The 13,053-nt window shown below is 33.6% G+C and carries 13 protein-coding genes; 7 read left to right on the top strand and 6 right to left on the bottom strand.

What is annotated here, in order from left to right:
• Positions 1-205: 205 nt before the first annotated feature.
• The 4 genes from ASD98_RS17930 to ASD98_RS17915 form a co-directional block, all read right to left on the bottom strand.
• Positions 206-2,104, bottom strand: coding sequence for an amidophosphoribosyltransferase (locus ASD98_RS17930; protein ID WP_056207432.1), 1,899 nt, complete (start codon positions 2,102-2,104; stop codon positions 206-208).
• Positions 2,105-2,184: 80 nt separating this feature from the next.
• Positions 2,185-3,108 carry a PfkB family carbohydrate kinase gene (locus ASD98_RS17925; protein ID WP_056206991.1) on the bottom strand — a complete coding sequence of 308 codons (924 nt, stop codon included), beginning with the start codon at positions 3,106-3,108 and terminating at the stop codon, positions 2,185-2,187.
• Positions 3,109-3,341: 233 nt separating this feature from the next.
• Positions 3,342-3,737, bottom strand: coding sequence for a hypothetical protein (locus ASD98_RS17920; protein ID WP_056206989.1), 396 nt, complete (start codon positions 3,735-3,737; stop codon positions 3,342-3,344).
• Positions 3,721-4,308, bottom strand: a complete 588-nt coding sequence (locus ASD98_RS17915) for an RNA polymerase sigma factor (RefSeq protein ID WP_056206987.1) — start codon at positions 4,306-4,308, stop codon at positions 3,721-3,723. The genes ASD98_RS17920 and ASD98_RS17915 overlap by 17 nt, the downstream gene beginning before the upstream one ends.
• Positions 4,309-4,624: 316 nt before the next feature.
• Between ASD98_RS17915 and ASD98_RS17910 the strand changes: the two genes are divergently transcribed.
• A complete protein-coding gene (locus ASD98_RS17910) occupies positions 4,625-4,972 on the top strand; it encodes a DUF6249 domain-containing protein (protein WP_056207430.1) in 348 nt (115 codons plus the stop codon).
• A 72-nt stretch (positions 4,973-5,044) separates the two neighbouring features.
• Here the strand turns inward: ASD98_RS17910 and rnhA are convergent, their stop codons facing one another.
• Positions 5,045-5,524 carry a ribonuclease HI gene (rnhA, locus tag ASD98_RS17905; protein WP_056206985.1) on the bottom strand — a complete coding sequence of 160 codons (480 nt, stop codon included), beginning with the start codon at positions 5,522-5,524 and terminating at the stop codon, positions 5,045-5,047.
• A gap of 151 nt (positions 5,525-5,675) precedes the next feature.
• A complete protein-coding gene (gene purN / locus ASD98_RS17900; protein WP_056206983.1) occupies positions 5,676-6,254 on the bottom strand; it encodes a phosphoribosylglycinamide formyltransferase in 579 nt (192 codons plus the stop codon).
• Between the two features lie 175 nt (positions 6,255-6,429).
• Between purN and ASD98_RS17895 the strand changes: the two genes are divergently transcribed.
• From ASD98_RS17895 to ASD98_RS17870, 6 genes are all read left to right on the top strand, one after another.
• Positions 6,430-6,666: an acyl carrier protein gene (locus tag ASD98_RS17895; RefSeq protein WP_007137004.1), complete on the top strand. Its 237-nt coding sequence runs from the start codon at positions 6,430-6,432 to the stop codon at positions 6,664-6,666.
• A gap of 238 nt (positions 6,667-6,904) precedes the next feature.
• Positions 6,905-8,158 (top strand): beta-ketoacyl-ACP synthase II, encoded by a 1,254-nt coding sequence (fabF, locus tag ASD98_RS17890; protein ID WP_056206982.1) that lies wholly within the window; start codon positions 6,905-6,907, stop codon positions 8,156-8,158.
• Between the two features lie 8 nt (positions 8,159-8,166).
• Complete coding sequence (rnc, locus tag ASD98_RS17885) at positions 8,167-8,907, top strand: ribonuclease III (RefSeq protein WP_053472899.1); 741 nt, start codon at positions 8,167-8,169, stop codon at positions 8,905-8,907.
• 125 nt (positions 8,908-9,032) lie between these two features.
• Positions 9,033-9,521, top strand: a complete 489-nt coding sequence (locus ASD98_RS17880; RefSeq protein WP_053472898.1) for an IPExxxVDY family protein — start codon at positions 9,033-9,035, stop codon at positions 9,519-9,521.
• A gap of 5 nt (positions 9,522-9,526) precedes the next feature.
• On the top strand, positions 9,527-10,960 hold the full coding sequence (gene pyk / locus ASD98_RS17875; RefSeq protein ID WP_056206980.1) for a pyruvate kinase: 1,434 nt from the start codon (positions 9,527-9,529) through the stop codon (positions 10,958-10,960).
• Positions 10,961-11,358: 398 nt separating this feature from the next.
• Positions 11,359-13,026 (top strand): arylsulfatase, encoded by a 1,668-nt coding sequence (locus ASD98_RS17870; protein ID WP_056206978.1) that lies wholly within the window; start codon positions 11,359-11,361, stop codon positions 13,024-13,026.
• Positions 13,027-13,053: the final 27 nt, after the last annotated feature.

Raw genomic sequence — 13,053 nt, 5'->3', positions numbered from 1 at the left:
ATCTTAAAGGAGAAATACTTGAGTTTATTCCAATAAAAAAGGTGGAATCGCTTCCACCCTTTTTGCCCCAAATCTACCATAAACTTAACCTACTAATGTTATGGTTTCCCAAAAGTATTGTAGCTTTTCATTTTTACCAAACAAACAAGATAAACGGCAAAAAAAACCGATGAAATGCACAAATTAACCTTTTGTTAATACTTTTTTAATACGCTCTGGCGTCTTTTCCTTCGTAGAAATTCATAAACGCACGGTTTACAACACGGTTTCCTCCTGGGGTAGGATAATCACCTGTAAAGTACCAGTCTCCTAAGTTTTTAGGACACGCAATATGCAAATCTTCTACTTTTTGGAAAATAATTTTTACTTCGGCATTAATTTCCGGAGAACTTAACATCTCGGCTATTTTATCTGAAATTTCTTCTGGTGTAAATTGATCGTAAATAGCAGTTACATAATTCACAACATCCGTGTCTGCGAAATTTTCCTGTGCTTTACATTTAGCATACACCTCGTCAACAATATGATATAAGTTTCTTTCTTTCAATAATGTTAAAGCAGCTCTAAAGGCAACAAGTCCTTCAAGTTTTGCCATGTCGATTCCGTAACAGTCAGGATAACGAATTTGTGGTGCCGATGAAACAATCACAATACGTTTTGGTTTCAAACGATCCATCATTTTAATGATACTCATTTTTAATGTAGTACCACGAACAATACTATCGTCAATAATAACCAAATTGTCTTCTGGTTTAATTACACCATACGTAACATCATAAACATGAGCCACTAAATCATCACGGCTGCTGTCTTCAGTAATAAAGGTTCTGAGTTTAGCATCTTTAATAGCCACTTTTTCTGTACGTATCTTTACAGCTAGAAGTTCCTGAAGTGTCTCGGCAGTAAGTGTATTTCTGTTTTCTAAAATGTAATTATTTTTTCTCTGATTTAAGAAATCCTGAGCAGCTTCGACTAAACCATAAAATGAAGTTTCGGCTGTATTTGGAATATAAGAAAAAACAGTATTGTCTGTATCGCTGTCAATTGCCTTAAGAACAGCAGGTAAAATTAATTTACCTAAATTTTTGCGTTCCTGATAAATTTCGGCATCACTTCCTCTTGAGAAATAAATTCTTTCAAATGAACAAGCTTTTTTTACAGTTGGTTCTAAGATTTGCTGCATCGAAACCTTTCCGCTTTTTTTGATAATTAAAGCATTTCCCGGATCGATTTCCTGAACGCTTTCAAAAGGAACATTAAATACCGTTTGAATAACAGGTCTTTCAGAAGCTACAACAACTACTTCATCATCTTGGTAAAAATAGGCTGGACGAATTCCGGCTGGATCTCTAAAAACAAAAGCGTCACCATGACCTAATAAACCAGCCATTGCATAACCACCATCTAAGTTTTTAGCAGAACGGCCTAGTATTTTTGCAATATCCAGACGTTCAGCAATTACAGGAGAAGCTTCTCTTTTAGAATAACCTTCAGCTTTACAGTCTTGGTACAATTGCATAACTTCTTTGTCTAAGAAGTGACCAATTTTTTCCATTACAGTAACGGTATCAGCCATTTCTTTTGGATGCTGTCCCAATTCAACTAAGTTTTCGAAAAGCTCTTTAACATTGGTCATATTGAAGTTTCCGGCCAATATAAGGTTACGGTGCATCCAGTTACTTTGACGTAAAAATGGATGTACACTTTCGATGCTGTTTTTTCCGAAAGTTCCGTAACGAACGTGTCCTAAAAACAATTCGCCAACATATGGAATTTCTGATTTTATTTTTTGAACATCGTCACCAATTTCAGGCTGTGCTTTTAATTCTTCACTGATTCGCTCATTGATTTGTTTAAAAACATCTTGTATTGGCTGAGAATGGTTTGAACGAACTCTGCTTATGTAGCGTTGTCCAGGCTCAACATCTAGTTTTATGCTGGCAAATCCTGCACCATCCTGGCCACGGTTGTGCTGCTTTTCCATCATTAAATACATTTTTTGTATTCCATAAAAAGCAGTTCCGTATTTCTCTTTATAATATTCAAGCGGTTTAAGAAGTCTAACTAAGGCTATACCACATTCGTGTTTTAAAGCGTCGCTCATTGTTTTTTGTATTTTGTGTTGTTGTAAGTTGTGTGTATTAACGTAATAAAAAAGCCCCGTGTTATCGAGGCTTTTGGGCATTATATTTCTATGTCAAACTGAGTTAACGACTTAAATTGCTGTAATCGAATCGCTACTTCTGCTTTGCTTAATGTTTCCATCCTTTCTGTTCCAAATTTCTCTACGCAGAACGAAGCTAAATTAGAACCGTAAATTATTGCATTTTTCAAATTGTTAAACGAGATGTTTTCGCTTTGCGCAATGAATCCTGAAAATCCACCGGCAAAAGTGTCTCCGGCTCCTGTTGGATCAAAAACATCTTCAAGCGGTAAAGCAGGTGCAAAAAATACTTCTCTGTTGTGGAATAAAAGTGCGCCGTGTTCTCCTTTTTTGATCACCACATATTTTGGTCCCATGTCCTGGATTTTAGCCGCCGCTTTTACTAATGAATATTCACCAGAAAGTTGTCTTGCTTCTTCGTCATTGATTGTAATAACATCTACACGTTTAATAACGTCTAATAATTCAGGAAGGGCGCAGTCCATCCAAAAGTTCATAGTGTCTAAAACTACTAATTTTGGTTTTTTCTCTAATTGATCTAAAACGCTGCTTTGTACTAACGGATGTAAATTTCCTAACATTACAACATCAGCATCTTTATAGTTTTGAGGAACTTTTGGCTGAAAGTCAGCTAAAACGTTCAACTCTGTTACTAGTGTATCTCTAGAATTTAAATCATTGTGATATAAACCGCTCCAAAAAAAGGTTTTACCGCCTTTTACAATTTCGATACCAGAGATATCAATATTTCTTGAAGTTAATAGGTCTAAATGTTCTTGAGGAAAATCGTCGCCAACTACAGAAACTATGGCCGATTGCAAGTTAAAAAATGAAGCTGATAAACCAATATACGTTGCAGCACCACCTAAAATTTTATCTGTTTTTCCGAAAGGAGTTTCAATCGCGTCGAAAGCAACCGTTCCAACAATCAATAATTTATTCATTTTATGAATTTCGAATTAGGGTGCAAAGATACTCTATAAGTTACAATCTTGCAACGGTTTAGGTTCTCAAAATTTTCTTAAAAAAACAATAACGATTTCGAGCCTAATTCTATTGTAAATGAATGAATTATATTTAGTTTTTAGGAGTGCTTAAAATATGTTTTCCGGATTTAAATTGCAAGTTATATTTTGAAAAAAAATCAAGGTGCTTTTTGTTCAGAATTTATCTGAATTCACAACTGATACTTCTTATCAAAATAATTCTTCAAAACCCCAATCTGAATTAGAATCATAAAAGGGACTATTAAAATAGCATACAATGTGGTTTTAGAAATATGAATACCGGAAACAACTGCCGAAATTTTATCGGTATACGATTTTCCTATTTCTAAATTATTTTCTGCTCCGGTAAAATAAACATTATAAATCACCAAAAAAGCCAAAGCAATTCCAATAAAAATCCACGTTGAGATGGAAATTAAAGGTTTGTAGGGTTTAATTTTTACTTCTTCGGCAGCAAGAATTTTCGACATTATATTTGAAGTAAAGTCGGCAGATGGCGATTGAAGAGAGTTTTCAGCCATCATTTTTTCAATAAGATTTTCTATATTTTTATCTTCCTCTTTCATAATACTCTACTATTTCTGGTTCTAACTGCTTTTTTAAAATTACGGCTAATTTTTGTCGGCTCCTGAATAATTTTACCTTGACATTATTAGCATTGATGCTCATGATTTTGCTAATTTCTTCTAAGTTTTGATCTTCAAAATAAAACAAAGTCAGCAGGAAATTCTCTTCACTCGGTAACAAATTTAAACAATTTTGAATAGTCTGCTTTCGTTCTTTATCTTCTAAAGCGCTCAAAGCAGTATTCATTGTTTTGATTAAATGAGATGAAAAATCATCTATCGAAATATTTAAATCCTCTTTTTTGCTTTTCTTTAATCTGTCCAGACAAGTATTATAAGCGATTTTATAAATCCAGGTCGAAAACTTAGAATCGCCTTTAAATTTATTGAGCGAATTATAAATTTTGATAAAAGTGTCTTGCGAAACTTCTTCTGCTTCCTCTCTGTTTTTGACCATTTTGAGTGCCAGAGTAAAGATCATATCTTTATAACGATCAACAAGAATGGCAAATGCATTTGTCTCGCCTTGTAGAATTTTATCGATATAATGTTGATCATTTAATGTACTCATATTATATAGGACGACACCTTCTTTATTTAGGTTACAAGAAATTTAAAATAAATTCCATTTTTTTTGAAAGCACAAATTCTAAAATAAATTCAAATATTAAAACCACAAATTCCAGTTTTGTTATACTTATATAAGTATAGAACTTTAACGACTTAAAACTTGGTATTGTCTAAAATATCAATTCAAAATTAATTGATAATCAGTAGCTTTTGGAATTTGGAATTTAAAATTTAAAATTTTTCTATAAATGTTGTAACCTAAATAAAAAAAGCCTCGTCATATGGAGTATCAATCAATTAATAAAAAACATAAAATTATGGGACCACAAGTTTTAATACCGCTTAGTCTTTTTTTGATGATCTTCGGGATTGTCTATCTTATTTACTCAACAAGAAATAGAGAGCGTATGGCTCTTATTGAAAAAGGTGTTGATGCCAGTATATTTTTAAAAGGAAAAATAAATGGAGGTTCGGCATGGAAAATCTTTGTTGTAAATCTGGCTTTCTTATTAATAGGAAGTGGACTTGGAATTTTTCTTGCTTTGCTTATTACAACTTACACTTCTCTTAACGATGGTGCAGTTTATCCTTCAATTATTTTTATAATGGCTGGTATTGGGCTTTTGGTAGGATTTAAAACAGCAAAAGATTTAGACAAAGAGTAGTAGAGTATGTAAAGATTTTAAGTTAGTAATTAGAAAAACGCGTTTAAAGCAATTGTTTTAAACGCGTTTTTGTTATTCTTTAGATCCAATAGTTTCGTAATAAACATCTACAGAAAGCTTGGACTGTGCTGATGCCATAACGGCAAGTTCGTCGCAGCGTTCGTTTTGTGGATGGTTATTGTGACCTTTTATCCATTTAAAATCTACTTGATGTTTACGATAAATAATTAAAAAGCGTTTCCATAAATCGGGATTCTTTCTGCCGGCAAATTTCTTTTTCTCCCAGCCTAAAACCCATTTTTTTTCAACAGAATCTACTACATATTTAGAATCAGAAATTACAAGAACTTTCATATTTGGCTTTTTCAGTTTTTCTAAACCCACAATTACAGCCAAAAGTTCCATCCTATTATTAGTAGTCAAGCGAAAACCTTCGTAGAATTCTTTTTTATGCGGAGTTCCAACTAATTCCATAACCACGCCATAGCCGCCATTCCCCGGATTTCCTTTTGCAGCGCCATCTGTATATATATGTACTTCGTGTTGGGTCATTTTATTTTTTTGTTAACCATATAAGTTATATAAGCTCATTTAAAGTATTGTCGTATATTTCTTAGGTTATTAAAATTCATTCTAAATTTTTAATATTTTTTATCTAGTTTTCAAACGTCAGCCTTAAATTATCTTATAAAGCTCATACGGTTTAAATTTTAGAATTTGAATCTTCCAGGATTTTATGAATAATCTCAGGAAAATGTTTTTGTTCTAATTCATGAATCTTTTCAGCCACTATTTCCGGAGTATCCTCATCGCTCAAAGTTACATTTGCCTGAAAAATAATTCCACCTTCATCATAGTTTTCGTTTACATAATGAATCGAGATTCCGGTTTCTTTTTCCTTATTATTGACTATTGCTCTGTGTATGTGCATTCCGTACATTCCTTTGCCTCCATATTTAGGTAAAAGTGCGGGATGAATGTTAATTATTTTGTTTGGATACTGCTCAATTATGTTTTCAGGAAATTTCAATAAAAAACCGGCAAGAACTATCAAATCCGGATCGATTTTTTGTATTTTTTGTAATACGTTTCTTTCTAAAAGTTCGTTTTTTTCGAAGATTTCAACCGGAATTTGATGATTTTTTGCTCTTTCAATAACTTTTGCCGAAGCATTATTTGTAAAAACCGAAACGACCTTTGCAATTTCGATGCCCGAAAAATATTTTATAATGTTCTCTGCGTTAGTTCCTGATCCTGAGGCAAAAACGATAATTTTTTTCATAATAGAATTTATTTTGAGAATGCAAAAAACGGAATAAAAAACGAAAATAAATAGCTTTAAAAGACCTTTCTTGAAATTAATTTTATAAATTAGTGTCACATTTATAAACTAAATAGTTGTTTTAAAATAAAGTTTTTTATTTTTGCCAACAAATTAAATTCTAAAATTAAAGATTATGTCAGACATTGCATCAAGAGTAAAAGCGATTATCGTAGACAAATTAGGTGTTGACGAAAACGAAGTTGTAACAGAAGCAAGCTTCACTAATGATTTGGGAGCTGACTCATTAGACACTGTTGAGCTTATTATGGAATTCGAAAAAGAATTTGATATTCAAATTCCAGACGATCAAGCAGAAAACATTGCTACTGTAGGTCAAGCTATTTCTTATATCGAGGAAGCTAAAAAATAATAATACCACACCCGATTTCTAAAAATCCCAATTTTTGAAATTCCAAATTCCAATTGGAATTTGATTTTTGAAATTTGAAATTTTTAAGAGTCGGGTGTTATTATTTTTTTAAATTTAAATTTCGATTGATTTTCAATCAAAAAGATATATTTATATTGTAATACCCATGGCTCTTAAGTAACAAAACTGTTAAGAAAGCGTGGGTTTTATTTGTTTAAAGACACAAAATACATAATTTATGACATTAAGGCGAGTTGTGGTAACAGGATTAGGTGCACTTACTCCTATCGGGAATAATATCCAGGATTATTGGAATGCACTTGTGAATGGGGTAAGCGGAGCCGCTCCTATCACATATTATGATACAGAGAAGCATAAAACGAAATTTGCCTGCGAAGTGAAAAACTTCAATATTGAAGATTACATGGATCGCAAAGAATCTCGAAGACTAGATAAATTTGCTCAATATGCAATTGCTGCCAGTGATGAAGCTATTAAAGATGCTGGACTTACAAATGATAATGTCGACAAAACAAGAGTTGGTGTTATCTGGGGAGCAGGAATTGGAGGTTTAGAAACATTCCAGGAAGAAGTAATTTATTATGCAAAAGGTGATGGAACTCCAAAGTTCAATCCGTTTTTTATTCCAAAAATGATTGCCGATATCGCTCCAGCGCATATTTCTATGCGTAATGGGTATATGGGACCAAATTATACTACAGTTTCTGCATGTGCATCTTCTGCAAATGCATTAATTGATGCTTTCAACTACATTCGTTTAGGAATGTGTGATATTATTGTATCTGGTGGTTCTGAAGCTGCAATTACCATTGCTGGTATGGGAGGTTTTAACTCTATGCACGCTTTATCAACAAGAAACGAAAGTCCGGAAACAGCTTCAAGACCTTTTGATGCAACCAGAGATGGTTTTGTTTTAGGAGAAGGAGCAGGAGCTTTAGTTCTTGAAGATTACGAACACGCAAAAGCAAGAGGCGCAAAAATTTACTGTGAAATTGGCGGAGGCGGAATGTCATCTGATGCTTACCATTTAACAGCACCACATCCGGAAGGAATTGGAGTTATTGCAGTAATGAAAAATACGCTGAGAGACGCTGGAATGAAGCCAGAAGATGTTGATCATATCAATACTCACGGAACTTCTACTCCATTAGGAGATGTTGCTGAATTGAAAGCTATTAGTGCCGTTTTTGGTGATCATGCAAAAAACATCAATATTAATTCGACAAAATCAATGACAGGACATTTACTTGGTGCTGCCGGAGCTATCGAAGCTATTGCTTCTATCTTAGCAATGAAACACGGTATTGTTCCTCCTACGATTAACCATACAGTAGTTGATGAGAATATTGATCCAGCATTAAACCTTACCTTAAACCAACCTCAAAAAAGAGAAGTGAATGTTGCTATGAGTAACACGTTTGGTTTTGGCGGGCACAATGCATGTGTATTGTTTAAAAAAATCGCTGACTAATTTCGTATATGAATATTATCAAAAAAATATTTTCTAAATCCCGTTCTCTAGAAGACGGGATTTTTTTTGACACTATTCAGAAAATTCTTGGTTTTCAGCCTGTAAATATTGAATTTTACAAAAAAGCTTTTACCCATAGATCATCAAATAAATTAGATGAAGCAGGGCATCCTATAAATTACGAACGTTTAGAATTTTTAGGAGATGCAATGCTAAGCGCTGTAATTGCTGCACATTTGTTTAATAAGGCACCAAATGGAGACGAAGGATATTTAACAAAAATGCGTTCAAAAATTGTAAGCCGCGAACATTTAAATGAACTGGGCAAAGATTTGAATTTAGTACGTTTTGTAGAAAGTAAAGTACCCGTTCAGCATTTTGGAGAAAACATTCATGGTAATATTTTCGAATCGCTGATTGGTGCTATTTATTTGGATAAAGGTTATTCATATTGTGAAAGGTTTATTCAAAAAAGAGTAATTACCCCTTATGTCGATATTGCAAGACTAGAAGGAAAAGTAATTAGTTATAAAAGTTTAGTTATCGAATGGTGTCAGAAAGAAAAGAGGATCTTTCATTATGATATTTTCGAAGATAACGGTATTGACGGACAACGCTTGTTTGGTGTCAAATTAAGTATAGACGATAAGGTAATCGCACGAGCGCGGGCTACCTCAAAAAAGAAAGCAGAAGAGAAAGCTTCACAAAGAGCGTATTTTGCATTTCAGGAAAAAATAGATAAGAAATAATTACAATTTTGATGTAATTTTCTTAATGCTAAATCGTTTTCGTTTATAAATTAACAAAAACAAGCTGCTTATAACTATTGATGCTCCGCAAGAAATAGTATATTTACAACTTGATTTTTCATGACATGGCTATTCATAGATTGGATTTAGACGAATTTGACGAAATTGATTATTATTTAATGGCAATTCATACTTCATTAGAAGATTATAGATTAGCCTATTTTATCAATAAGAACCTTCCGATTAACTTAAGTAAGAGCAAAAACGAGATCCATGCTCAGACTAAAGAAGGTGAGGCAAATTTTTCGAGATTTTATTATTATGATTCTGAGAAGGCTGTTTCGTGGAATTTGATTCAGAATAAAAATGAGATCATTTCTGTGAGTACGAATGATTTCCAGAATTTGTTTTCTAATGAAACAAGTGAGGTTTCTACAACAATTCATTTACTTCCTGAATTCAAAAAAGTAGATTTTTTCCTGAAAATCGATAACAGTGAGGAGGCTGTCGATTTTTCAGAAATTCAGCAACAACTAAATTCAATAGAAAGTATTGCAGCAATTTATGCTGTAGATACCAATAAAATAAAATCAAAAAACAATCTAATTTTTTAAAAAAAATGTTAACAAACAAGAAAACCAAAATTGTAGCTACACTAGGCCCTGCATGTGGTACGAGAGAGATTATCAAGGATATGATCGACGCAGGGGTGAACGTGTTTAGAATCAATTTTTCGCATGCAGACTACGAAGGAGTAAAAGAAAAAATTAGCATTATTAGAGGCCTGAACGAAGAGTTTGGTTATACAACTGCAATCCTTGGAGATTTGCAGGGACCAAAACTTAGAGTTGGTGTAATGGAAGAGGGAACTGTAGTTCAGGATGGTGATCTAATTACATTTACAACCGCAGAAGATATTTTAGGAACTGCTTCTAAAGTATTCATGAAGTATCAAAATTTCCCAAATGATGTTAATCCTGGTGAGCGTATTTTGCTAGATGACGGAAAACTTATTTTCGAAATTATTTCTACTGATAAAAAAACAGAAGTTGTTGCTAAGGTAATTCAGGGTGGAGAATTAAAATCTAAAAAAGGAGTTAATCTTCCAAACACAAAAATTTCTTTACCGGCTTTAACTGAAAAAGATATTGCAGATGCCATTTTTGCAATTGAGCAAAAAGTAGACTGGATTGCACTTTCATTTGTGAAAACTCCTCGCGATTTACAAGATTTGCAAGAATTAATTGCTAAACATTCAGAATATAAAATTCCAATTATTGCTAAAATTGAAATGCCGGAAGCTCTTGAGAACATGGATAAAATTGTAGCGTATTGCGATGGTTTAATGGTTGCTCGTGGAGACCTTGGAGTTGAACTTCCTGCTCATGAAGTTCCATTGGTGCAAAAAGATTTGATTCGCAGAGCAAAAACGGCTAGAATTCCTGTTATCGTTGCTACGCAGATGATGGAAACAATGATTACAAGTTTAACGCCGACAAGAGCAGAAGTAAATGACGTTGCTAACTCAGTAATGGACGGTGCAGATGCTGTAATGTTGTCTGGAGAAACTGCAACAGGAAATTATCCTGTACAAGTTATTCAAAGAATGACACAAATTTGTGAGGCTGTTGAGGATTCTCCGCTAATTCACGTTCCGCAAAATACACCACAAATTAAAACAAAACGTTTTGTTACTAAAACAGTTTGTCACCAGGCAGCTCTATTAGCAAATGAAATCAAAGCTAAAGCAATTTGTACTTTAACAAACAGTGGTTATACAGCTTTCCAAATTTCGGCTTGGAGACCATCTTCGGCACATATTTTAGTCTTTACTTCAAACAAAAGAATCTTAACACAATTGAATTTATTATGGGGAGTTAAATCATTCTTCTATGATAATGAAGAGAGTACAGATGATACTGTAACCGATGTAAATAAAATTGCCGTTGAGAAAGGATATGCATCAAAAGGCGATTATTTAATTAATCTTGCTGCAATGCCAATTAAAGAAAAAGGAATGGTTAATACTATGAGAGTTTCTGAAATAGAATAGTTTTCTTTTTAAGATCACGATATTTTAAAATCAAATCCACCCATTCGGGTGGATTTTTTTGTTTTATACATTCTTTAATTTTATAAATCCAGCTGTTTCAAATTATAATTTGCAACGTCATGGAGCAAAATAAAACCTTTTTTATGTTGCAAGTTATAATTTGCAACAACGTAAAGCCTTAAAAATAGGATAATTCGCCTTTTTATTACTTAATTTTGAGATACTTAACAAAACGTTAAAAAATTGCTGTTGCAAATTCCTCCAATGTACACAGCAAATATGTTCTAAGAAAATTGCTTTCAATACAGGTTGCTTCCCTGCACTATTTAAGCAGGAAATTGTAGTTCGATTTTACATAAAACTATTATACAAACGAATTATTAACAAATCTTATTACCATGAAACAAAGTAAATTTAGAAATGCCATAATGTTTTTTGCATTAGTATGCTTCACAATTGTTCAGGTGAAAGCTCAGAATAAAAAAGTCAACATTTTAGTATTATGGGGTGATGATATTGGAACTACCAATATTAGTGCTTATAGTGACGGCATTATGGGATATACGACGCCCAATATTGACCGTTTAGCCAATGAAGGCTTACGGTTTCTGCACTATTATGGAGAACAAAGCTGTACTGCCGGGCGTGCTGCTTTTTTAACTGGGCAGCACGGTCTTAGAACCGGACTTACAAAAGTAGGTTTCCCAGGAGCACCTATGGGTATGAGTCAGTTAGATCCTTCTATAGGAGGAATTATGAAAAGTCTCGGCTATGTAACAGGACAATTTGGTAAAAATCACGTTGGTGATCGCAACGAAAGCTTACCAACAGTAAATGGTTTTGATGAATTTTTTGGAAACCTGTACCATTTAAATGCTGAAGAAGAACCAGAATTGCCTGATTATCCTAAAGATCCCGAATATTTGAAAAAATTTGGACCTAGAGGAGTATTAAAATGTACTGCAACAAATTCGGATGATGCAACTACAGATCCTCGATTTGGGAGAGTTGGAAAACAAAGAATAGAAGATACAGGACCTCTTACTAAAAAAAGAATGGAAACTGTAGACGATGAAACATCAGCAGCGGCTATTGATTTTATCAAAAGACAAAATGCGGCAGGAAAACCTTTTTTCTGTTGGTTCAATGCTACTCGTATGCACCTTCGTACGCACGTAAGAGCAGAACATAGAGGAAGATATACGCATGGAGACAGTGAATATATCGATGGTATGATTGAACATGACGAAACTATCGGAAGTATTTTAAAAGCATTAGATGAACTTGGAATTGCAGACAATACTATTGTAATTTATTCTACTGATAACGGCCCTCACATGAATACATGGCCTGACGGTGCAATGACACCTTTCCGCTCAGAAAAAAATACCAATTGGGAAGGTGCGTTCCGTGTTCCATGTATAGTACGTTGGCCAGGAGTAATTAAACCAGGACAAATTACAACTGAATTAATGTCTCACAATGACTGGATGCCGACTTTAGCATCAATTGCAGGAGAACCTGATTTAACGAACAAACTTTTAAAAGGTTATAGTGCAAACGGAAAAACGTACAAAGTACATTTAGATGGTTTTGATCAAAGTGATTTTTTACGTGGCAAAACACAAAAAAGTGCCAGAGATAAGTTCTTCTATACAGATGACGATGGCTTATTGGTTGGTTTGAGAGAAGGCGATTATAAATATGTTTTTGCAGAACAACGCTTGGCGGGAACTATGGGAGTCTGGGCAGAACCTTTTACGAAATTACGTTTACAAAAGATGTTCAATTTGTATCAGGACCCTTTTGAAAGAGCTGATTTTACATCTAATACCTATTGGGATTGGATTATGAATCATGTCGGGTCAGTATATGGAGTAATACAAGATGTAGTTGTATTTGCTGAAACATTCAAAGAATATCCTCCAAGATCAATTCCTCCAAGTTTCTCTGCATACACTATCATGGAAGAAGCGATGAAAGATATTAAAGCACAAAAATATATAGAGAAAAATGTGCTTCCTAAGTTAAAAGAGGAAGAAACAGATTCAAAAAAGAAAAAATAAATAACACTGAAGAAACAGGATTTTAAA

The organism is Flavobacterium sp. Root186, from assembly GCF_001428525.1.
Classification (GTDB): Bacteria; Bacteroidota; Bacteroidia; order Flavobacteriales; family Flavobacteriaceae; genus Flavobacterium.
The sequence above is the reverse complement of the archived record's forward strand: the minus strand, read 5'-3'. Positions and strand labels throughout refer to the sequence as shown.